Source organism: Nesterenkonia massiliensis (assembly GCF_000455245.1).
Taxonomy (GTDB): Bacteria; Actinomycetota; Actinomycetes; order Actinomycetales; family Micrococcaceae; genus Nesterenkonia; species Nesterenkonia rhizosphaerae.
Map to the genome: position 1 here is coordinate 123061 of NZ_HG005168.1, position 20523 is coordinate 143583.

Here is a 20523-nt window from a genome sequence, read left to right on the forward strand (position 1 = left end):
AGACCAGGTCCGCAACGCCCTGGAGGAGGACCGGGCGATCTTCGTGGACACCCGCACCAACGACGAGGTCAAGAAGGGCACCGTCCTCGGGGCACTGAATATCCCGGCCGGCGGCAAGTTCGCCAGCTTCGGCGCCTGGGCCTATGACCCGCAGGCCGAGACCCGGCCGCTGATCTTGCTGGCTGAGGATCAGGACCAGGCCGAGGACATGCGCAACCACCTGATGCGGGTGGGCATCGACCGGGTGAAGGGTTATACGATCAGCCTCGCCGATCTGCCCAAGATTCAGCCGGCGACCATCACCCCGGAGGAGCTCGAGGACTTCGAGCCGGCGCTTCTGTTGGATGTGCGCAACAAGTCCGAGCACTCAGACGGTCACATCCCTGGCTCCAAGCAGCTCAGCGCCGGACGGGTGCTCTGGCATCAGGACCAGCTGCCTAAGAGCGGTCCGATCGTGACCTACTGCCAGTCCGGGACTCGGAACTCGGTGGCGGCCAGCGCGCTGCGCCGGCAGGGCCACGACGTCCGGGAACTGGTCGGCAGCTACGCCGGCTGGTCGGAATACAAGCACTCCAACTGAGACACAACCCCATTCGTTTTCGAGAGGAACCTCCCGCTCTATGGCTACCACCACGAACCCTGTAAGCACCGGCACCACCACGTCGACGCCGGCCTCCGCGGCCACCGCACCCATGAGCCCGAGCGAGCTCGCCGAGAAGCTCCAGTCCGAGCAGGCTCCGCTGTTGGTGGACGTGCGCACGCCTGTAGAGTATGAGTCGCTGCGGGTCCCCGGATCACACAACGTCCCGTTGGACCTATTGCAGAAGAACAAAGAGGCCCTGGCCGAGCAGTTCAGCGGTGAGATCGTGCTGATCTGCCAGACCGGCAACCGCGCCAACCAGGCCCTGCAGCTGCTGCGTGCTGCAGGTGTGGACACCGCTCGGGTGCTCGAGGGCGGCGTCGTCGCGATGGAGGCACAGCACAGCCAGCACACCCGCCGGGGTCAGCAGCGTTGGGCCATGGACCGCCAGGTCCGGATGGTCGCCGGTTCCCTGGTGCTCACCGGGTTCTTGGGCAGCAAGCTGATCTCACCGAAGGTCGGCTACCTGGCCGGCGCGATCGGTGCCGGGCTGACCTTCTCCGCGCTCACTGATTCCTGCGCGATGGCTGCGGCGTTAAACAAGATGCCGTGGAACAAGGTCGAGGCTGATCCCACGGTGGAGAAGCTGCTGGCCGAGATCCCACGCTCCACCGCGATCCAGGCAGGCCAAACCCAGGCGTTGCGAGGATGAACGGGGGTCTGATTCTGGCGATGGTCCTCGCCGTCGGGATCGGGCTCTCCCTGGGCCTGCTCGGCGGCGGGGGCACCATCCTCGCCGTTCCGCTGCTGACCTACGTGGCAGGCTTCCCTGCGCATGAGGCCATTGCTGCGTCCATGTTCATCATCGGGGTGACCTCCGCAGTCAGTGTCCTGGCTCACGCCAGGCGTGGCAACGTGCAATGGCGGACCGGATTCATCTTCGGGGCGGCGGCGATGGTCGGGGCCTTCGGCGGTGGCCTGCTCGGCAGCCGGCTGCCCAGTGTGGTGCTGATGGTGGCATTCGGCGCCATGATGGTCGCCACCGCGTCGGCGATGATCCTGGACCGACGGCCCAAAGCTGCTGATAGACCACGGGAGAAGCTGCCGCTGGTCAAGATTCTCCTTGAGGGGCTTGTGGTGGGGCTGGTGACCGGCATGGTCGGAGCTGGTGGCGGGTTCTTGGTGGTCCCGGCGCTGGTGCTGCTGGGTGGGCTGTCTATGCCCGCTGCAGTGGGCACCTCGCTGCTGATCATCTCGATGAAGTCCTTCACCGGGCTGGCTGGATACCTGACTTCGGTGAGCATTGACTGGGGTCCCGTGCTGATCATGACTGTGATCACCGTGATTGGTGCCCTGATCGGGACTGCGCTGGGCAAGCACGTCCCGGAGAAGGCGCTGAAGAAGGCCTTCGGGTACCTGGTGCTGGCCATGGGTGTGGTGGTGTTCCTCCAGGAGCTGCCGCTGGCATATGGGCTCACAGCGGCCGTGGTGATTGCCGGGCTGCTGGGGACTCTGTTGTACCGCCGACGCGGACAATTGTTGACATCATAGAGACAACCGGCGAGACACCAGGCAGCGCGAGAAACAGGAGAGAATCATGAGAGAAGCGGATCCAGAGACCCAGCGCAAGATCGTGAACCGTCTGAAGCGAGCTCGCGGCCAACTGGACTCGGTGATCAACGCGGTGGAGAACGGCGGAAGCTGCCGCGACGTGGTTACCCAGCTTTCGGCCGTGTCCACGGCATTGGACCGGGCCGGGTTCGCCGTGGTGTCCTCAGCGATGCAGTTCTGCGTCACTGAACCAGAACGGGCCGCGGACACCGAGGATGGACTCACGGTGGAAGAGCTGGAGAAGCTGTTCCTCTCCTTGGCCTGAACAGGGAACAGGCCGCCAGATGGGTCCGGGTTGATCTCTGAGGTGGAGAGGCCGACCAGCCCTAGTCCGTCATGGAGATTCAGGCGTGATGGGGTCGGCGTTGGCCAGTGAGGTTAAGGCTGCACGCAATCGAGCGTCGGCGACTTCGCTGACTTCGCGCACCCGGGGAGCGTCGCTGAGCTGTACCAGGGTCTGAGGATCGACCGCGTAGATGATGCTCTGGTCGCCTTCGATACCGCGACGGACCACTACATTGCACGGCAACAATGCGCCGAGTTGAGGCTCGGCGGCGAGGGCCTTACTGGCTAGTCCTGGGTTACAGGCCCCCAAGATAACGAGTCACCGAGGGCCTCGGCGGATTCCGCGCCTAACTTCTTCTCAAAGGTGGCCTTGACATCAATCTCGCTGAGGATGCCGAAGCTCTGTTCTGCCAAGGCCTCGCGGGTACGTTCTACGGCTTCGGCGTAGGGCAACCGGATAGTGAGGGTGCGGGTATAAGACATGATCGTCTCCTCCTCGGGGCGCTTTTCCAGGATCCGGGTACGTGCAGAGCTACTCCGGTGTTGGGTTGTCTAGCGGGTGGCTCTGCGAAACGCACCTTCGGCGTCGGGGGTGTCTGTGGGGGAGTCGAAATCACCACGGAAAATCTTGAGGGCGGACTTCTCTAGCTGAATCTCTTTGTGGGTGCGCACGCCCAGGCACCGGAAGAGAACCACAGGCGGGCACCCCCTTCGCACGGCGTGCTGAAAGAGAAACGGCAGAACGGTGCCTGGCAGCAGCAGCCATTTTCTGTTGACGGTTACCCCGAGCACCGTTGACGACGCGGATCGTGTCCCTGCGGCTTCGTAAACGCCTCGGGCAGGTCCAGATTGCCGCTGCGACCGGGGGTCGCGCCCTCGAGGGGCTGATGCAAGAACGGGTGACAGGTTGACCTGCCCTACGGTTTGGTTACCTCCGGCGGTGTAGCGCTCAGGCGTTGAGGGGTGTCACGGTTGAGCGTAGTAAAAAGTCTGCGGGGCTGAGTTTGGTCAGTTGCGGCATGCACTCGAGGTTGCTGATCGGTACTGAGCAAACACCTCAAGCAACTCTCCGAAGCGGGCTACGTGGAGGTGGAGAGGTTCTCCAAAGGTGGGCGCAGCCATGTTCGGGTTGGCCTGACCAACAGCGGTTACAAAGCGTATGTCGGTCACGTCGCGACCCTGCTAGCTATGACTGACGAGACCATTCAATGTCGGGAATAGAGCTGAGCCGAAATAAGTTGAGTATGGTTGACTCAAGTTTGTTGGCGTCCGGCAACCCTATCGCTGAATGGGCGTCACTGATTACTGTGTGAACCAGAAAGGGGGCGTGCTAAGCCCATGGATGTGAAGTTGACCACCAAGTCCCAAGAAGCCATCTCAGCTGCCTCAAACAACGCCAGCATCGCCGGTAACCCGCAGATCGAACCGGCCCATATTCTCAAAGCGCTGATGGACCAGCGCGGGTCAGACGGCGTCCGCCTGCTCAAACAGGTTGGCGCTGATCCGGATCTGGTCTCCGAGCGCGCCTCCGCGGCTATCCAGCAGCTGCCCTCCACTTCCGGCTCCTCCGTAGCGCAGCCGCAGTTCTCCCCGGCAGGTCTGAACATTGTCCGTGCCGCTCAAGCCGAGGCAACCAAGCTCGGGGACACCTTCATCAACACCGACACCCTGCTGATCGCCGTCGCCGAGGAGAATGGTCCCGCCGGCAAAGCGCTCCAAGAATCCGGCGCCGAGGCCAAAGCGCTGCGCAAGGCCCTGCCGGAAATCCGCAAAGGCCGCACCGTGGACACCCCGGACCCGGAGACCACCTCCGAGGCGCTGCAGAAATATGGCACTGACCTCACTGCTCTGGCCCGCGACGGCAAGCTGGATCCGGTGATCGGCCGTGACTCCGAAATCCGCCGCGTCATCCAGGTCCTCTCGCGGCGCACCAAGAACAACCCCGTCCTGATCGGCGAGCCCGGCGTCGGCAAAACCGCCGTCGTCGAAGGTCTGGCCCAGCGTATTGAGGCCGGTGACGTTCCGGACGCACTGCGCGGGAAGACCCTGATCTCCCTGGATCTGGGCGCCATGGTGGCCGGATCCAAATATCGCGGCGAATTCGAAGAGCGACTGAAGGCCGTTCTGGACGAGATCAAGGCCGCCGAAGGTCAGATCATCAGTTTCATCGATGAGATCCATACCGTAGTCGGCGCCGGTGGCTCCTCTGACGGCTCCATGGACGCCGGCAATATGCTCAAGCCCATGCTTGCCCGCGGTGAGCTGCGCCTGATCGGTGCCACCACCCTTGATGAGTACCGCGAGAACATCGAGGCCGACGCCGCCCTGGAGCGCCGCTTCCAGCAGGTCTACGTGGGAGAGCCATCAGTGGAGGACACGGTGGCGATCCTGCGTGGGATCAAGGAGAAGTATGAGGCCCACCACGGTGTGGAGATCTCCGACGCCGCACTGGTCTCGGCAGCCACGCTCTCCGATCGCTACATCAGCGGTCGCCAGCTGCCGGATAAGGCCATCGACCTGGTGGACGAGGCTGCCTCCCGGCTGAAGATGGAGATCGACTCCGATCCGGTGGAGATCGACGCACTGCGCCGTGAAGTGGACCGCCTCAAGGTCGAGGAGCAGTGGCTCACCGCTGAAAAGGACCCCGCCTCCCAGGAACGCCTGGCCGCCCTGCAGGAAGAGCTGGCCAATAAGGAGGAGCAGCTGCGTGAGCTTCAGGCCCGCTGGCAGCAGGAGCGCTCCGCCCACGTTAAATCCGGTGAGCTTCGTGCCCGCAGGGATGAGCTTAAATCCGCCGCCGAACGCGCCCAGCGCGAAGGTGATCTGGGTGAGGCCTCACGCCTGCTCTACGGGGAACTGCCAGCCCTGGAGAAGGAGCTGATCGCCGCCGAAGAAGCCGAGGCCAACATGGAAACCGGGGACCGCATGGTCCCGGAGAAGGTCGACGCCGACGCCATTGCCGAAGTCATCTCCGCCTGGACCGGGATTCCCGCCGGCCGACTGCTGCAGGGCGAAACCGCCAAGCTGCTGCAGATGGAGGAGCTCATCGGAGCCCGGCTCATCGGCCAGGAGAAGGCCGTATCCGCCGTATCCGACGCCGTGCGCCGGGCGCGCACCGGTGTGGCTGATCCCAACCGGCCCACCGGCAGCTTCCTCTTCCTCGGTCCCACCGGTGTGGGCAAGACCGAGCTGGCCAAGGCGCTGGCGGAGTTCCTCTTCGACGACGAGCGCTCCATGGTCCGCCTCGATATGTCCGAATACTCCGAGAAGCACTCGGTGGCCCGGCTGGTGGGCGCCCCTCCGGGGTACGTGGGCTTCGACGAGGGTGGCCAGCTGACTGAAGCTGTGCGCCGTCGCCCCTACTCGGTGATCCTGCTGGACGAGGTGGAGAAGGCCCACCCCGAGGTCTTCGACATCCTTCTGCAGGTCCTCGACGACGGGCGCCTCACCGACGGGCAGGGCCGCACCGTGGACTTCCGCAACGTGGTGCTGATCCTGACCTCCAACCTCGGCTCCCAGTTCCTGGTGGACCAATCCCTGGATCAGGAGACGAAGAAGGAGCGGGTGATGAGCGTTGTCAACGCCAGCTTCAAGCCCGAGTTCCTCAACCGCCTGGACGACATCGTGATGTTCGATCCGCTCTCCATGGAGCAGCTGACCTCGATTGTGGATCTGCAGATCGCCTCCTTGCAGGAGCGCATGAACTCCCGCAGGCTCACCCTGGAGGTCACCGAAGCTGCCAAGGAATGGTTGGGCTTCACCGGCTACGACCCGGCCTACGGCGCCCGGCCACTGCGCCGTCTGGTGCAGCGGGAGATCGGTGATCAGCTGGCCCGCGCCCTGCTCGCAGGGGAGATCGAGGACGGCGACACCGTAGAGGTGGACCGCGAGGATCTCTCCCTGGAGGGTGCCGAGGGCCACGGGCTCACCGTGCGGAAGAAGCAGGTTTAGTCCGACTCCTCCGCAGGTTCGTCCTCACCCTCATCGGAGTCCTCAGTATCGCGAGGCTCCTCCACCACCTCGACGCCGGCCCCCTCATCATCAGGTGAGGGGGTCTCGTCGTCCTCGGAGTCGGGCAGGAAGCTGCCGGTGAGCTGCCCGCCGTCGGCACGGGTCAAGAAGCAGGAGACCATGCGGTCATAATCGCGGCGCCAGGTGGACTCGGTGGGATGCCACAACTGAATCTGCAGCTCGTAGTCGGCACTGTCCACCGCAGCAGAGTCCAGCTCCAGCTCGTCATGACACCACTGATGGGCGGTATCGATGACCGTCTCATCGCCGGGATAGGGGCCGTCACTGATATTGCGCCGCAACAGCACCTGTGCGTCATAGCCGCGGTCGCAGTCGGCAACATCGGCCGGAGTGGTCTCATCCTCGTAATCGCGCAGGCACCAGCCGGTCTCCCAGTCCTCGGAAGGGACCTGGTGGGCGTGCAGACCGTCAAGCCCTGGTTCATCGTTCCAGACCCAGGGCTCTTCCTCCGCGGCGGGCTCTCTCATCAGGAACCACCACAGCAGCACAATCGTGAGAACCACCACAACTACAGCGGCAATCAGGAACGGAATCGCGTTCAACCGCTTGCCGGTATCCCCGCGTGCAGCCCGCCTTGCCCGGCGGGACAAGGGTTTTTCAGAAGAATCTTTCAGTTCAGATTCGCTCATTGACCGCCTCTGCCCCTCCCACTCAGTGCGACGCAACAGTGGCTCTCATGTTAACCTAGAAGGCACGAACTACTTCATCCACATAGTCATGCCCGCGATGAGCCCGCCAGCCATCGCGAGAGCTGCACAGAGACGACGTTAAGGGGGTCCCGCTCATGGGGCGTGGCCGTCAGAAGGCGAAAGCGACTAAGCAGGCGCGGGAGATCAAGTACTTCACCCCGAACACCGACCTGACTGCACTGGAGAGGGAACTCGCCCAGGCTCGGGGAGACCGTTCGGATCGCGTTGAAAGCAGCAGCTTCGAGTCCGATGAGAAGTCGGACATCTATTACGAGTACGACGAGGATGATCGTTAGGCCCCACGTGGCCGAAGAAGCGGTCTTCACGGCGCAGGCTGAGAAAGCCCACCGCGCAGCATTGCGCTCAATCGCCAGAATCGTCGAAGACTCCGTGCCCCCGCAGCCCGAGCAGGCTGCGCACGCGGGCATCCTTGCCATGCTCAAAACCGGGGACGTGCTCTGCGTGACCGGCGCCGGTGTCTCCACCGACTCCGGCATCCCCGATTACCGCGGCCCCGAAGGCTCCCTGTACCGGCACCGGCCGATGACCTACCAGGAGTTCAAGTACGACGCCGCAGCCCGGCACCGCTACTGGGCGCGCAGCTTTGTGGGCTGGCGGCATATGGGGGCTGCCGTCCCCAATGCCTCTCACCATCTGCTGGCCAGCTGGCAGCAGCGCGGAATCCTCAGCGGACTCATCACCCAGAATGTGGACGGTCTGCACGCAGCCGCCGGAAGCGACCCGGTGGTTGCACTCCACGGCGACCTGGCCACCGTGCACTGCCTGACCTGCGGCAGCCGTGAAGACCGCAGGCATCTGGATCAGCGCTTTGAAGATGCGAACCCCGGCTATGCCGAAGCGGCCATGGTGGCTGCTGAGAACGTCAACCCCGACGGTGATGTCAGCCTGGACCCCTCATGGGTGCACCGCTTCCACATGGTGCTCTGCCTGGTCTGTGGGGCCGATACCCTCAAGCCCGACGTCGTCTACTTCGGTGAGACTGTTCCACCGGAGCGCAAAGCGGCCGTTGATGAACTCATCCAGCACAGCGCGTCCTTATTGGTGGTGGGCAGTTCAATGGCGGTGATGAGCGGGTTCTCCATCGCGTTGCGCATGCACCGGGCAGGCAAACCGGTGGCAGTGCTCAATGGCGGGCCCTCACGGGCCGATGCCAAGGCTGACTGGCGCTGGCGCACCCGGATTGCACCCGCACTGAAGCAGCTGGATGAGGATCTCGGGTGATCAACACAACAGTCAAACTTTACCGTACGTACGGTACAGTTTTTAGGTGACCGCCTCCCTCAAAACCACCGCCCCGGACACCTCACTGTCTCGATGGCAGCGCTGGACAGTGCTCGGCATCGTCTCCACGGCGCTGCTGCTGATCGCCCTGGACAATACGATCCTCTACACCGCACTGCCCACCCTCAGCAGTGAACTGGAGGCGAGCTCATCCCAGCAGCTCTGGATCATCAACGCCTACCCGCTGATGATGGCAGGTCTGCTCCTAGGCTCAGGTTCCCTCGGTGACCGCTTCGGACATAAGCGGATCTTCCAGATCGGCCTGGTGATCTTCGGGCTGGCCTCCCTGACGGCGGCCTTCGCCCCGGTGGCCGAACAGCTCATCATCGCCCGGGCGTTTCTGGGAGTCGGCGCCGCCGCCATGATGCCAGCAACCCTGGCGCTGATCCGCATCAGCTTCGCCCTCGAGCGTGAACGCAATATCGCCATCGGCGTCTGGGCAGCCACCGCCACAGTGGGCATGGCTCTGGGGCCCATCGTCTCCGGGCTGCTGTTGGAGAAGTTCTGGTGGGGTTCGGTCTTCCTCATCAACGTCCCGCTCGTCATCGCCGCCAGCATCCTGATGATCCTGGTCGGCCCGCGCAACCTCACCAACCCCGCTCGCCGCTGGGATGCCCTCTCCTCAGGTCAGGCTCTGGTGGGCATGGCTGCGGCGGTGCTGGCGATTAAAACCTGGGCCGAAGCGCCTATCCACTACACCGTGGCGATCAGCGCGACCGTGGTGGCCGTCGTCGTGCTCACCATCTTCACCCGCCGCCAGCTGCGTCTTGCCCGATACACCGAGCCGCTCGTGGACTTCGCGATTTTCAAGAACCGTGGTTTCAGCGGCGGGGTGGTGGCCGCCGGAGCCAGCATCTTCGGCATTGTGGGCATCCAGCTGGTGGTCACCCAGCGGTATCAGCTGGTAGAAGGCTTCACCCCGCTGGAAGCAGGGCTGGTGGTCAGCGCGTTGGCGGCAGCCTCACTGCCCTTTGCGCTCTTCGGTGGCGCGGTGCTGCACCGGGTGGGTCTGCTGGTGCTCATCGGCGGTGGCATCAGCGCCGCCGCCGTGGGCAGCCTCATCACTGTCGTTGCGGCCTGGCAGGATTCGTTGGCGCTGCTGGTGGCCGGGATCCTGGTGGTCGGTGCGGGTCTTGGTGCCTCGATGTCTGTGGCCTCCACCGCGATCATCGGCAACGTTCCGCCGCGGCGGGCCGGTATGGCCGCCTCCCTGGAGGAGGTCTCCTACGAGTTCGGCGGACTGGTCGGTGTGGCCACTATGGGGTCGCTGCTGACCCTTGTGTACACGCGTACGCTCACGCTGCCTGCCGAATTCAGCGATTGGGCAGCTCAGCCACCGGCAGTAGCTCTGGACGCCCCAGATGCCGCAGTGGTTGCCGCGGCCGCAGAGTCCTTCGATACCGCTTTCCTATCCGTGCTGGCCGCCGTCGCCGCCGTCATGGTCCTGGGTGCCGTCGCTGCAGCCCTGCTGCTGCGCCGTTACACCCCGGGCACCGAATCCCAGGCATACCCGAACAACCACTGACTCCGATGCCTAAGGTTGACTCCTGATGAGACAGTCCAAACGTGATCACATCCTCGAAGCCGCCAAGCGCATCGTCCAGCGCGAAGGCGTCACCGCCTTGACCTACGAGTCCGTGGCGGTGGAAGCCGGGCTGACCAAGGGCGGGCTGATCTACCACTTCCCCTCCCGTGAGGACCTGCTGCGCGGACTGCATGAACATGTGGCCGGGCAGTGGGAAGAACACCTGCATCAGGAAGCCGGCACCAGCGCCACCAAGAACCACGACGACGGCGAGGCGGCTGGGGCGCGCGGACTCGAGGATCGTCGGCTAGAGGATCTCAGCGCCGAGGAGCGACTGGCCGCCTACGTCAGGGCCTCGCAGAACCCCGACCGGGCCGAGCTGTTGCTAATGCTCGAGGCCGCCGAGGACCCGCAGGCCCAGGCCGCCTGGGACAGCGTGGAGTCACGCTGGGGCGTGCCCCAGCCTGGTGCCGATGCCTCCGAAGACCAGCTCAGGGCATTTATCGCACAACTGGCAGCTGACGGGCTCTGGTTCTGGGAGGCCAACAGCCCGCGCACCCTGGACCCGGTGGCCCGGCAGCGCCTTGTCGAGCGGATCATTGAGCTGGGACGCGCAGGATCTGCTGACTGATCTGCGCTGCCCAGCGATGATCATGGGTGGTCACCAGCACTGCCCCGCCGTCGTCGGCAAAGCCCCTCAGCACCGCTGATATCCGATCCATGGCCGGTTTATCCCGCCCCAGAGTCGGCTCATCCAATAACAGCACCCGAGGGCGCAGCAACAGGGCCGTGGCAAGCACCAGATCCTTACGCTGTGCCGCGCTGAGATCATAAGGGTGGGTTTCGGCGTGATCCGCCAGCCCTACCCGGTCTAGAAGGTCCGCAATGTCCTGCCCGGAGGCCCTCTTCGGGGTGGCGTAGCGCAGTTCGGCCTCAACAGTGGACGCCGAAAGCTGATCCCCGGGGTCCTGTCCCACCCAGGCCAGGTAGCCAGCCCGGCGATGCGCGCCAGCTGTACTGAGTTCCACCCCGGCGGGACCGATGATCCGGCCAGAGGATTCCTTAGGCAGCAGCCCGGCCAGGCCCAGCAGCAGACTGGACTTGCCAGCCCCATTGGGTCCAAGCACTGCGGTGATTTCGCCTGCGCGCAGATCCAGCCCGACGCCGTCGAGCACTGTCTTTCCGCCACGGCGCAGAGACAGGCCCTGAACCTGAAGCAATGTGTTTCCCGGGTGAGGCGAGGAGGTCTCTGAGTTTGCGCGTTCAGACCCGGGGGCGTCGTCGGCGGTATCCCAGACTCCATGCAGACTCAGCTGTTCCCGGGAGGGCTGTTCATCCTGGACGCCGCTGAGGCGGCCCTGATTCAGAAAGACGGTGCGCTGGCAGAACCTGGAGAGCTCATCATGCTGATGCCCTGCCACCAGCACCGCACCACCTTCGGCACAGTGCTGGGCGAGCACCCGGCGCAGTGTGGATCGCGCAGTCGCATCCAGGGAAAGGCCGGGCTGGTCAAGGATCAGCAGCTTCCGACCCATGACCAGCAGCGAGGCTAAGGCGGTGAGCTGGCGCTGTCCTCCGGATAGTTCGAATACCGGCCGGTGGGTGAGTTCGGTCAGGCCCAGCTGGTCCAGAAGTGCTAGCGCCTGATGCGCTGCCGCTTCAAGGCTGAGTCCGGTCAGCCGGGCCGGAAGCAGCACCTCGTCCCAGACAGTAGAACCCATGCCGGTCAGCTGAGCCTCTGGATCATCGCCGAGCAGCCCGGCGGGGGATGCCCGAAGCTCGCCGCTGAACTGGCCGTGATCAACCAGCATCCCCGCTGCCGCCCGACACAGCGTAGAAGTCCCGGAGCCAAGCGGGCCCAGCACCGCCATGGACTCCCCAGGGGCGAGCCGGAGGGTGATGCCATCAAGTGCGGCGGCAGAGCTGGCCGAATAGCGGAAAGTCAGCCCCGCAGCGTCCAGCAGCGGATCAGCCATAGAGGACCTCCAGAACATCACTGGCGGTGGGAAGCGGCAACAGATCAAGCAGCGCCAGGACCACCAGAGCGCTGCTGCCAAGGGCCGCCGACCAGCGCAGCACCTGCTGGCCGGTGCCTGACGCGTAGAACCGAGCCGGTGCTGGCCGTGGGACCGCGCCGAAACCGCGCTGATTCAGTGCATCATGACGCTGATCCAACTGCACCAGCAGCGCTGTCAGCAGGCCCGAGAGGATACCGGGCAGCAAGCGCAGCCGGACCCGCAAGGAAGTGGTGTCCCAACCTCGAGCGGCACGGGCCGCCATAGTCCGCGCGGTGCGTTCGCGTAGCAGCGGCAGCAGATTCATGGCCGCAGCACAGACATAGGCCACATTAAGCGGCAACCGCAGTCCAATCATCGCGTCAAAGACCCGAGCGGCATCCGCGCCGAAGGCGAATAAGGCACAGAGACCGATCATGGCCGCCACCCGCAGCCACAGCTGCAGGGCAACAGCCAGACCCTCCGCAGTGATCGCCGCCGGGCCGGCCGACCAGAGGATATGTACAGCCTCGCCGGGGTAGAACAAGCCCTGGATGATGGTGACCATCACCAGCATGGGCCCCGCCAGCACCAGCAGTGTCAGCGCCCAGGATTTCAGCCGCAGATGCCGCGTCACCGCAGCGCCGACTGCCGCGCTGAGCAGCACGACTGCCGGCACCAGCGGCGAAGGGACCCCGTAGACCAGCAGCAGCCCGCACAGCAGGAGCACCAACTCCGTGGAGGGGTGCAGACGGCGGGCAGTTGCTGAAGAGGTCACTGAGCTGTTTCGGCCTGGCTGCGTGGGGCAGTCTGCTGCGCCGCCGGACGGGCGGCGCGGGCGGTGAAGGAATGTCCGGTGAAGGGGTAGCGCGAGCGCAGGCGGCGTGGCAGTGCCCAGATCACCACAAAGGCCAGCGCGAAGATGAGGGCTTTGTCCGCAATATCGCTGACCACACTCTGAGCGAAGGTGGCGTGCAGCATCTCCAGCCCGGCTGCTTGCAAGGTCGCGACGACGCCTCCGGTGCCTACACCGAGGCCACCGCCGAAGAGGAAGGCCGCAACTGGGGCGCCCAGTGCACCACTGGGGATACCGGCGATGGCACCTGCCAGTACTGCCCACCACAGTGCGCGGAAGGCTCCTAAGCGGGCGGCCCAGCCTGCTGCAGCACCGATGAAGGCGGCACCGGCGGTGAAAGCGATGACTGTGGGGTTGATGGTCACACCCCAGATGACGTTGCCGAGAATCCCGGTCAGTGCACCGGCGGCAGGTCCGGCCAACACGCCGATCAGCACGGTACCCAAAGAGTCCAGGTACAGCGGGATGGGGGTCATCGTGCCCACCACCTGTCCGGTGACGATATTCAACGCAATGGCCACCGGCATCAGCGCGAAGATGCCGCGCGGGATCCGGGGCAGGGTGCCAGCGGCGATCAGCACCGCGCCGACCAGGTAGCCCAGCATGACCCCGAGTGTGGTGTGGCCGAGGTCCTGGCCGAGGGTGGCTGGCTGGCTGGTCAGCACCCACAGATAGGTGCCGAGGATGACCAGGGAGCCGGCGGCAATGGCAGCCAGAGTCCAGGCCGGTGCTGGCAGACGCGAGGATGAGAGTTCTCCGGGACCCGCGGCGGTGGCGGCGGATCCCTGCCCAGATGTTGGTTCAGCGGACATGATCAGGTGTTCCTTTCCTAGGGACCGGCAGCAGGGTTGTTGCCGGTGGTGAGGTACGGGTGGTGGTGAGGTATGAGCGGAGCAGGCCGCAGGTGCAGTGCGCAGGTGCAGTTCACAGATGCAGGGCGCAGCAGCAGTGCCTAAGGCGCGGCGTCGGGTATCCGGTCCGGCAGATCCGGGCTGGTAGATTCAGGCCCGACACCAGGGCCCGACGTCGGTGAGGGGTGTGCTCAGTGAGCGCCGTAGCTGGGCTCGCGGCGCTTGAGCTGAGCGACCACGGTGTAGGTGACCGGCATCAGCACAAACTCCACCGCGCATTTATAGAGCACACCGAAGATGAAGTAGCTGGCGAACTGTCCCCAGCTCATCAGCGGGTCTAGGCCGAAGAGCGCGGTGAAGGCGATCAGCCCGAAGAGTGCGGTATCCAGGATTTGGCCGAAAATGGTGGAGCTGGCGATACGGGCCCACAGATTGGACTCACCGAATCGTCCTTTGACCCAGACGATGACGAAGGAGTTCATCAGCTGCCCGGCCAGGTAGGCCAGCAGTGAGGCGATCAGGATGCGCACGTACATGCCGTCCCAGCCGAAGAGGACCTCGAAGGCCTCCTGGTTATAGGCATCGCTGACGGCCGGGGAGATGGTTACCAGACCGAAGACCACGGCACCGATGAGCATCACGGAAAAGCCCACCAGGATGGCGCGGAAGGCGGCTTTGAATCCGTAGACCTCGGAGATGACGCCGCCGAGAAGATAGGTCAGCGGGAAGAGGAAGACGCCGCCGTCGACCACCCAGCCGCCGAAGTCCATCTGTTTGGTGGCGGCGATATTGGAGATCAGGTAGAACGCGGCGAGCAGTGAGACCAGCACTGCGTAGAACTGGCTGCCGGTCTGAGCGAAGGCTGCGGGAGCCTTCGCGGCGCGGGCAGAAGCGCCGGACGTGTGGTGGGCGGGGGTGCTGTTTTGGGTTTCTCCGGGATCCGCCGCGGCTGCAGCGGACCCCTGCCCAGAGGTCGGGTCGGTACTCATTGGTCAGGTCCTCTCATCAGGGTCTCGGCCAGGTGCGTCAAGAATTGCGAGGCATCCAGGCTGCGAATCAGGGTGGCATTGGGCTGCCGGTTCCAGCGGCCGAGCCAATCGGCCACCGTTTCACCGCGGGTCAGGGTGCCGGTCAGTTCAACATCGACGGCGGCATCTGCGGTATGCGCCCACGGGATTATCTCCTGTTCAGCGCCCGGGAGCGAATCTGCCGCCTGTGCTCGTGCCCAGCCGATGGCCGCGGCGGTCACATAGGGGTCATGGATCTGGGCCAAGTAGCCGTGGCCGTCCCATTCATGGAACTCGAAGTAGAAGCGCAGTGCCTCGGCCAGCTGCCCCACATATTGCTGCCAACCGGATGCTGCTGAGGATGAGGAGGTGATCTTCTCCATCAGCTGCGGAGTCATCACCACTGCCTCGGTGGCCTCGATGGGGCCGATGACCGGCAGCGGGGTCCCCGGAGCTCCGAAGGCCGCGAACACCTCAGCGGCAGCCTCCGGATCCCAGGTGATGTTCCACTCGGTGGTCGGATGGGTGTTGCCGCGGTAGTTGAAAGCCCCGCCCATGATGAACAGCCGCTTCAGCAGGGTGGGGAGTTCCGGTTCCAGGCGTAGCGCCAGTGCCAGATTGGTGTGCGGACCCAGAACGACGCCGACCACTTCGCCCGGATGTGCACGGGCGGTCTGCACCCAGGCTTCGGCGGCGGAGAGTTGATGCGCCGTCGTCGTCGGTTCATCCAGCACTGCGTGACCTGCACCCAGCAGACCGTGGGTGTCGTCGGCGAAGATCGGAGCCGGGTCGCCCGCGCGGTGCGCTACTGGGTTCTCGGCCCCGCGGTGCACGGGAATGTCGGTGCGGCCGGTGAGTTCCAGCCAGGCCAGCGCATTGCGGGTGACCGCATCCACCGGGACGTTACCGGCGCTGGCCGCGATGCCGGTGATCTCCACGTCCGACTGGCAGAGGGCATAACCCAGGGCGATGGCGTCGTCGATACCCGGGTCGCAGTCAATAAAAAGCCGAATCACAAGGCCTATTCTGCCGGGGAAGGCCACCGCGTCCCATCCGTTGTGGCGCCGCGGGCCGGATTTCCGGTCAAAACCGCAACAACGGGTGGGAGATTCGCGCGGAACTGCTGCTGGTTCCCATCCGTTGTGGCGCTGGGCAGCTGGCGCGGGGTGGGTGGCGAGGGGTAGGTGGCGCTGGGTAGCTGGCGAGGGTCCGGTGGCGGGCGGGGGTAGTGGGTGGCGCGGCGCCGTCGCCGCTCGGCTACGCCTGCTGGATACCCCCTTGTTGAGCGGCAAAGCCTGACCTAGCGTGGCAGGTAGGAGGTCCTTCATGTCTCGTGCAGATGAGCCCAGGCGAACACAGCGCACGGTCACGCCCGGCAACATCACTGTGGCTCAGCGCGAAGAACTGCTGCGGCAGCGCCAGCTTCAGACCGGCCGCCCGTGGTCCCAGCGGGCGAATCGGCTGTTCGGCGACCCCGGCCGCGGAAGCTGGCTGCTGATGGGTATCGCTGCTTTCGCGCTGATATTCAACGGGCTGATCTCTGTCGCTCGGTTGACGCCCCTGTTAGGTCAGCAGACAGACGCGCAGCTGATCTTCTCGATTCTGGGCACGGCTCTGCTGCCAGTCGGCATGCTGTTCGCCTGGGCGGCAGCCCGCCTGCGGATCTTCGCCAAGCAAGTGGACAGCGAGCGGGACGCTCAGCCGCGTTAGGCGCGCCCGCGTCGGACAGCCATGACAATGCCGACGCCGATGAGCACCAGTCCCAGCACTCCCAGGCCGATCATCAGCGGAGTGCCCCAGCCGCCCAGCGGGTCCTCCTGGCTGGCCGGGGCTGTCTCCGGAGAGTCAGTCTCCTGTGGTGTGGGCGATGCGCTGGTCTCCTCCGGTTCAGCGCTGGTGGTCTCCTCGGTGGGCTCGGGGCTCTCATTAGTGGGTGAGGGCTCGGTAGTGGGAGATTCTGTCTCTGCGGAATCCTCAACCACGGTGAAGTGCTCGGCGAAGTGCGCCTCAGCCTCCTTCTCGCTGAGCATCGGATCCGAATAAGGAGGGCCAACGGTGAAGGAACCGTCGTCGAGCTGGACCAGCTGGAAACGCAGCTGCTCGAAGGCATAGTACTGCTGAGGGTCAGCAAAGACACCGGCAACACCGAAGCCCAGCGTCAGGTCCATCTCCAGATAGTCTTCTGGTTCGTTTCCGGCCAGACCCATCTCCTCGACGTCGATGACTGCGCTGGTCTCGGTAATTTCGTCAGAGTCGAAGACGCCGTCAGTGCCCGCCACATTAAAGGTCCATTGGTAGGCCTCGGCTTGGGGGATCTCCTCCCATTCGAAGGTGATCTCTGAACCTTCAACGGTGCCGTGGAGATCAAAGGGGATCTCTTCACCGGCCGCCGAGGCAGCCGTTGAACCGGCCAAGATCAGCCCGAAGGCGGCCAGCGCTGAGAGTATCGAAGTGCGGAGTCGGGCAGTCATGAGCGGCTTCCTTCTGTGCGACAGATGGTGTGCCACCAGCATGACCTACATTGCAGCGGCAAACAACAGGTTGCTATTGCAAATTAATAACGATCCACCGAGAGCCGCAGTTCTCGCATCGGGGCGGAACAGAAAGCCGGAGCCTCAGTCGGCGTAGGAGCCGGTCAGCAGCACGCCGCCGCCGTCGACACCCTTGGCGCCCTGCACAAAGTCCTCACCAGCTGCAGCGATACGGGAGTCAGCAGCGTCGTAGCGGCTGATCTCACCCATCACCCAGGCGCGCTGACCCGCGGCGTTGAGCTGGGCGATAGCCGCATCAGCCTGCTCTGCGGCCACCACGGCCACCATGCCCACACCCAGATTCCAGGTCCGCTCAGCATCGGCCTGCGGCACGCTCCCGAGCTCGCTGAGCACGCGGAACACCGGCTGCCAGGCCCACGTGGAGCGGTCCACAGTGGCCAGCAGGCCGGTTGGAAGAACTCGTGCCAGGTTGGCAGCCAGACCGCCTCCGGTGACGTGGCTGAAGCCGCGCACGGGCGCCTCGGGAGAAATCTCGCCCTCGGCAGGATCACCGTTGAGCGCGGTGACCAGATCCAGGCAGGGCTGGGTGTAGAGACGCGTAGGCTCCAGAAGCTCCTCGCCTAAGCTGCGGCCGAACTCCGCGATGTCGCGGTCATAGCCCCAGCCAGCATCTGCGGCGATGCGGCGCACCAGCGAGTAGCCATTGGAGTGAATGCCGGAAGAGGCCATGCCGATCACCACATCACCGGCGCGCACCCGATCCGGGCCCAGCACAGCGGAGGCGTCCACCACACCGGTGGCTGCACCTGCGACGTCGTACTCATGCTCACCCAGCAGCCCCGGGTGTTCCGCGGTCTCCCCGCCCACCAGTGCGGTGCCGGCCTCAGCCGAAGCCTTCGCGATGCCCGAGACAATGCTGGCAATCCGGGCCGGCTCCACCTTCCCGCAGGCGATGTAATCAGTCATGAACAGCGGCTTGGCGCCCATGACCACAATGTCATCCACCACCATGCCCACCAGGTCGTAGCCGATGGTGTCGTGGATATCCATCGCCTGGGCGATAGCCACCTTGGTGCCCACCCCATCAGTGGAGGTGGCCAGCAGAGGCCGCGGCAGCCGCTTGAGTTCAGAAGCGTCATAGAGTCCAGCAAATGCACCGACGCCGCCCATCACCTGAGGCGTGTGGGTGGCCTCAATATGGGCCTTCATCAGTTCGACGGCGCGGTCACCGGCTTCCACATCCACGCCTGCCGAGGCATAGGTGGTGGGGGTGCGGCTGCTGGTCTCTGTCATCGGCTCGCTTTCGTGGTGAGGGACTCGGCAGTGTCCTGGGCAGAATCCTCCGGTACGGATTCGCTCTGTGCTGACTCGCTCTGTGCTGACTCGCTCGGGCTGGTTGCGCTCGGGTCGGTTTCGCCAAGCGCATCGCGCAGCGGCCGCTCGGTGTCATCAAGCTCAAACTCGCTGTCCGGACCCGGTTCGCAGCCGGTCTGCACCCGCTTGTACATCCCGGGGAAGGCGGGCTGCTCCAGCAGCAGCTTGCCGCGCCGATCCTCCGGGGGCAGCTCAATGGGGTACTCACCGGAGAAACAGGCGGTGCACAGCGTGGAGCGCGGCTGGCCGGTGGCGGCGATCATGCCATCTTCAGAGATATAGGCCAGGGAGTCTGCGCCCACGGCCGCGGTGATCTCCGCAATGGTCGCGCCGTTGGCGATCAGCTCCGCGCGGGTGGCGAAGTCGATGCCGTAGAAGCAGGGCCATTTGATCGGCGGTGAGGAGATCTTCACGTGGACCTCGGCCGCGCCGGCCTCTTTGAGCATCCGCACAATGGCACGCTGGGTGTTGCCGCGAACAATCGAATCGTCGACGACGACGACCCTCTTTCCGCGCACCACATGGGCCTGGACATTGAGCTTCAGTCGAATACCCAGCTGACGCAGGGTCTGCGAGGGTTGGATGAAGGTACGGCCCACATACGCATTCTTGATGAATCCCTGGGCAAAGGGCAGCCCGGACTCCTCGGCGTAGCCCACCGCGGCCGGGGTGCCTGATTCCGGCACGGGGATGACAATATCGGCGTCGTGGGTGTCCTCACGTGCCAGCTGACGCCCCATCTCCACACGGGATTCGTAGACGCTACGGCCGTTGATACTAGCGTCTGGCCGGGCCAGGTAGACGTATTCGAAGACGCAGCGGGCCGGTTTGGCCTCGGCGAAGCGGTGGCTGCGGATGCCGTCGGCGTCGATGGCGATGAACTCGCCGGGCTCGATCTCGCGAATGATCGAGGCACCGACGGTGGCCAGTGCCGACTGCTCCGAGGCCACTACCCAGCCGCGGTCGAGCCGACCCAGCACCAGCGGGCGCACGCCCTGCGGGTCACGGGCGGCGTAGAGCGTGTTCTCATCCATGAACACCAGACAGAACGCACCCTTAAGCGTGGGCAGCAGCGCCAGTGCCTGTTCTTCCAGGGATTCCCCGGGCTGGTCGCGCAGCAGCGCGGTCACCAGGGCGGTGTCTGTGGTGTTGCCCTGGGCCAGCTCGCCGAAGTCAGTGCGTCCGTGACGCTCCACGATCCGGTCATAGAGGTCAGCGGAGTTGGTGAGGTTGCCGTTATGCCCCAGGGCTACGGTCCCGTGCGGGGTAGCGCCGAGGGTGGGCTGCCCGTTGGACCACTGGTTGCCGCCGGTGGTGGAGTAGCGGCAGTGTCCCAGGGCGATATGACCGGTCAGGGCGCTCAGCGTGGATTCATCGAACACCTGGGAGACCAGGCCGACGTCCTTGTACACCTTGATGTGCTTGCCGTCGCTGGTGGCGATTCCGGCAGATTCCTGACCGCGGTGTTGCAGGGCGTAGAGGCCGTAATAGGCCAGCTTGGAGACTTCCTCCCCAGGTGCCCAGACACCGATGACCCCGCATTCATCCTGTGGCAGGGGGTCCTCGTCAAGAAGGTTGTGGTTCAGGCGACCGTCGGGGCGGGCCATGCGGCTACTTCCTCTCCGCGGGGGTGATGTCGTAAGTGGACGCTCGACGCCGTAGGACCTTCTCCGTGGCCAACCAGGCGGTTGCGCTGAGGGCCAGCGCCGGTAGGCAGTACACGAAAGTCATATATCCCAGGGATGCCGGGCGGCTGTAGTTCTCCGCTGGGGCTGTGGCGTAGACAGTGATCACGGCTGCGGTGAAGGCCACCGCCAGCCCAGCCACGAGAAACGGGACGAGCTTAGGGGTGGTACGAACTGTCACCTGACGGCGCTGCTCGTGAGAAGGCATGGGCCCAAGTCTACCGGGTACGCGCGGTGCCG

The 20523-nt window shown here is 64.8% G+C and carries 21 protein-coding genes and 1 pseudogene; 11 read left to right on the forward strand and 11 right to left on the reverse strand.

Annotated features, from left to right (window positions below; genetic code table 11):
• The 4 genes from TX78_RS14335 to TX78_RS07775 all read left to right on the forward strand — a co-directional run.
• Nucleotides 1-580, forward strand: a 580-nt coding sequence (locus tag TX78_RS14335) for a rhodanese-like domain-containing protein (RefSeq protein WP_044495159.1), incomplete at its 5' end; no start/stop codon positions are given.
• Nucleotides 581-620: 40 nt separating this feature from the next.
• Entirely contained in the window at nucleotides 621-1292 is a 672-nt protein-coding gene (locus TX78_RS07765; RefSeq protein ID WP_233722202.1) for a rhodanese-like domain-containing protein, read from the forward strand.
• Nucleotides 1289-2131: a sulfite exporter TauE/SafE family protein gene (locus tag TX78_RS07770; protein WP_044495161.1), complete on the forward strand. Its 843-nt coding sequence runs from the start codon at nucleotides 1289-1291 to the stop codon at nucleotides 2129-2131. The genes TX78_RS07765 and TX78_RS07770 overlap by 4 nt, the downstream gene beginning before the upstream one ends.
• Before the next feature lie 46 nt (nucleotides 2132-2177).
• Nucleotides 2178-2456, forward strand: coding sequence for a metal-sensitive transcriptional regulator (locus TX78_RS07775; protein ID WP_044495162.1), 279 nt, complete (start codon nucleotides 2178-2180; stop codon nucleotides 2454-2456).
• 69 nt (nucleotides 2457-2525) lie between these two features.
• Here TX78_RS07775 and TX78_RS07780 read toward each other — a convergent pair.
• Nucleotides 2526-2959: pseudogene (locus TX78_RS07780) on the reverse strand (DUF302 domain-containing protein).
• A gap of 606 nt (nucleotides 2960-3565) precedes the next feature.
• Here TX78_RS07780 and TX78_RS14340 point away from each other — a divergent pair.
• Together TX78_RS14340 and clpB are read left to right on the forward strand one after the other, a co-directional pair.
• Nucleotides 3566-3697 (forward strand): hypothetical protein, encoded by a 132-nt coding sequence (locus TX78_RS14340; protein ID WP_233722216.1) that lies wholly within the window; start codon nucleotides 3566-3568, stop codon nucleotides 3695-3697.
• 117 nt (nucleotides 3698-3814) lie between these two features.
• A complete protein-coding gene (gene clpB, locus TX78_RS07790; RefSeq protein WP_044495163.1) occupies nucleotides 3815-6427 on the forward strand; it encodes an ATP-dependent chaperone ClpB in 2613 nt (870 codons plus the stop codon).
• Here the strand turns inward: clpB and TX78_RS07795 are convergent.
• Complete coding sequence (locus tag TX78_RS07795; RefSeq protein ID WP_044495165.1) at nucleotides 6424-7137, reverse strand: hypothetical protein; 714 nt, start codon at nucleotides 7135-7137, stop codon at nucleotides 6424-6426. The genes clpB and TX78_RS07795 overlap by 4 nt on opposite strands.
• A gap of 155 nt (nucleotides 7138-7292) precedes the next feature.
• On the opposite strand from TX78_RS07795, the gene TX78_RS07800 reads away from it, so the two are divergent.
• Genes TX78_RS07800 through TX78_RS07815 form a run of 4 tightly spaced genes read left to right on the forward strand, consistent with a single transcriptional unit; the run spans nucleotide 7293 to nucleotide 10655 of the window.
• Complete coding sequence (locus tag TX78_RS07800) at nucleotides 7293-7493, forward strand: DUF3073 domain-containing protein (protein WP_044495166.1); 201 nt, start codon at nucleotides 7293-7295, stop codon at nucleotides 7491-7493.
• Nucleotides 7483-8439 (forward strand): Sir2 family NAD-dependent protein deacetylase, encoded by a 957-nt coding sequence (locus tag TX78_RS07805; RefSeq protein ID WP_044495168.1) that lies wholly within the window; start codon nucleotides 7483-7485, stop codon nucleotides 8437-8439. Before TX78_RS07800 ends, TX78_RS07805 begins: the two co-directional genes overlap by 11 nt.
• A gap of 46 nt (nucleotides 8440-8485) precedes the next feature.
• Complete coding sequence (locus TX78_RS07810; RefSeq protein WP_233722203.1) at nucleotides 8486-10024, forward strand: MFS transporter; 1539 nt, start codon at nucleotides 8486-8488, stop codon at nucleotides 10022-10024.
• 25 nt (nucleotides 10025-10049) lie between these two features.
• Entirely contained in the window at nucleotides 10050-10655 is a 606-nt protein-coding gene (locus TX78_RS07815) for a TetR/AcrR family transcriptional regulator (RefSeq protein ID WP_044495170.1), read from the forward strand.
• Here TX78_RS07815 and TX78_RS07820 read toward each other — a convergent pair.
• The 5 genes from TX78_RS07820 to TX78_RS07840 form a co-directional block, all read right to left on the reverse strand.
• Entirely contained in the window at nucleotides 10621-12000 is a 1380-nt protein-coding gene (locus TX78_RS07820) for an ATP-binding cassette domain-containing protein (RefSeq protein WP_044495172.1), read from the reverse strand. The two genes, TX78_RS07815 and TX78_RS07820, sit on opposite strands and share 35 nt — an antisense overlap.
• A complete protein-coding gene (locus tag TX78_RS07825; RefSeq protein ID WP_044495173.1) occupies nucleotides 11993-12796 on the reverse strand; it encodes an energy-coupling factor transporter transmembrane component T family protein in 804 nt (267 codons plus the stop codon). The genes TX78_RS07820 and TX78_RS07825 overlap by 8 nt, the downstream gene beginning before the upstream one ends.
• Complete coding sequence (locus TX78_RS07830; protein ID WP_101750630.1) at nucleotides 12793-13686, reverse strand: histidine kinase; 894 nt, start codon at nucleotides 13684-13686, stop codon at nucleotides 12793-12795. Before TX78_RS07830 ends, TX78_RS07825 begins: the two co-directional genes overlap by 4 nt.
• A gap of 230 nt (nucleotides 13687-13916) precedes the next feature.
• A complete protein-coding gene (locus TX78_RS07835) occupies nucleotides 13917-14714 on the reverse strand; it encodes a queuosine precursor transporter (protein WP_044495174.1) in 798 nt (265 codons plus the stop codon).
• A complete protein-coding gene (locus TX78_RS07840) occupies nucleotides 14711-15748 on the reverse strand; it encodes a nucleoside hydrolase (RefSeq protein ID WP_233722204.1) in 1038 nt (345 codons plus the stop codon). Before TX78_RS07840 ends, TX78_RS07835 begins: the two co-directional genes overlap by 4 nt.
• 310 nt (nucleotides 15749-16058) lie before the next feature.
• On the opposite strand from TX78_RS07840, the gene TX78_RS07845 reads away from it, so the two are divergent.
• Nucleotides 16059-16442, forward strand: a complete 384-nt coding sequence (locus TX78_RS07845; protein WP_044495175.1) for a hypothetical protein — start codon at nucleotides 16059-16061, stop codon at nucleotides 16440-16442.
• On the opposite strand, the gene TX78_RS07850 is transcribed toward TX78_RS07845, so the two are convergent.
• The 4 genes from TX78_RS07850 to TX78_RS07865 all read right to left on the reverse strand — a co-directional run bounded on the left by TX78_RS07850 (nucleotide 16439) and on the right by TX78_RS07865 (nucleotide 20491).
• Nucleotides 16439-17203 carry a hypothetical protein gene (locus tag TX78_RS07850; protein ID WP_044495176.1) on the reverse strand — a complete coding sequence of 255 codons (765 nt, stop codon included), beginning with the start codon at nucleotides 17201-17203 and terminating at the stop codon, nucleotides 16439-16441. The genes TX78_RS07845 and TX78_RS07850 overlap by 4 nt on opposite strands.
• A gap of 144 nt (nucleotides 17204-17347) precedes the next feature.
• Nucleotides 17348-18517, reverse strand: coding sequence for a phosphoribosylformylglycinamidine cyclo-ligase (gene purM, locus TX78_RS07855; protein WP_044495178.1), 1170 nt, complete (start codon nucleotides 18515-18517; stop codon nucleotides 17348-17350).
• Nucleotides 18514-20205 carry an amidophosphoribosyltransferase gene (gene purF, locus TX78_RS07860; protein ID WP_044495180.1) on the reverse strand — a complete coding sequence of 564 codons (1692 nt, stop codon included), beginning with the start codon at nucleotides 20203-20205 and terminating at the stop codon, nucleotides 18514-18516. Before purF ends, purM begins: the two co-directional genes overlap by 4 nt.
• Before the next feature lie 4 nt (nucleotides 20206-20209).
• Nucleotides 20210-20491: a hypothetical protein gene (locus TX78_RS07865; RefSeq protein WP_044495182.1), complete on the reverse strand. Its 282-nt coding sequence runs from the start codon at nucleotides 20489-20491 to the stop codon at nucleotides 20210-20212.
• Nucleotides 20492-20523: the final 32 nt, after the last annotated feature.

Bases quoted from the DNA above. Each gene is read 5' to 3' on its own strand.
- TX78_RS07765 (WP_233722202.1), top strand. From the start codon at position 621: ATGGCTACCACCACGAACCCTGTAAGCACCGGCACCACCACGTCGACG.
- TX78_RS07800 (WP_044495166.1), top strand. From the start codon at position 7,293: ATGGGGCGTGGCCGTCAGAAGGCGAAAGCGACTAAGCAGGCGCGGGAG.
- TX78_RS07795 (WP_044495165.1), bottom strand. From the start codon at position 7,137: ATGAGCGAATCTGAACTGAAAGATTCTTCTGAAAAACCCTTGTCCCGC.
- TX78_RS07845 (WP_044495175.1), top strand. From the start codon at position 16,059: ATGTCTCGTGCAGATGAGCCCAGGCGAACACAGCGCACGGTCACGCCC.
- TX78_RS07865 (WP_044495182.1), bottom strand. From the start codon at position 20,491: ATGCCTTCTCACGAGCAGCGCCGTCAGGTGACAGTTCGTACCACCCCT.
- TX78_RS07835 (WP_044495174.1), bottom strand. From the start codon at position 14,714: ATGAGTACCGACCCGACCTCTGGGCAGGGGTCCGCTGCAGCCGCGGCG.
- TX78_RS07830 (WP_101750630.1), bottom strand. From the start codon at position 13,686: ATGTCCGCTGAACCAACATCTGGGCAGGGATCCGCCGCCACCGCCGCG.
- purF (WP_044495180.1), bottom strand. From the start codon at position 20,205: ATGGCCCGCCCCGACGGTCGCCTGAACCACAACCTTCTTGACGAGGAC.
- TX78_RS07775 (WP_044495162.1), top strand. From the start codon at position 2,178: ATGAGAGAAGCGGATCCAGAGACCCAGCGCAAGATCGTGAACCGTCTG.
- TX78_RS07850 (WP_044495176.1), bottom strand. From the start codon at position 17,203: ATGACTGCCCGACTCCGCACTTCGATACTCTCAGCGCTGGCCGCCTTC.
- TX78_RS07770 (WP_044495161.1), top strand. From the start codon at position 1,289: ATGAACGGGGGTCTGATTCTGGCGATGGTCCTCGCCGTCGGGATCGGG.
- TX78_RS07815 (WP_044495170.1), top strand. From the start codon at position 10,050: ATGAGACAGTCCAAACGTGATCACATCCTCGAAGCCGCCAAGCGCATC.
- clpB (WP_044495163.1), top strand. From the start codon at position 3,815: ATGGATGTGAAGTTGACCACCAAGTCCCAAGAAGCCATCTCAGCTGCC.
- TX78_RS07805 (WP_044495168.1), top strand. From the start codon at position 7,483: ATGATCGTTAGGCCCCACGTGGCCGAAGAAGCGGTCTTCACGGCGCAG.
- TX78_RS07820 (WP_044495172.1), bottom strand. From the start codon at position 12,000: ATGGCTGATCCGCTGCTGGACGCTGCGGGGCTGACTTTCCGCTATTCG.
- purM (WP_044495178.1), bottom strand. From the start codon at position 18,517: ATGACAGAGACCAGCAGCCGCACCCCCACCACCTATGCCTCGGCAGGC.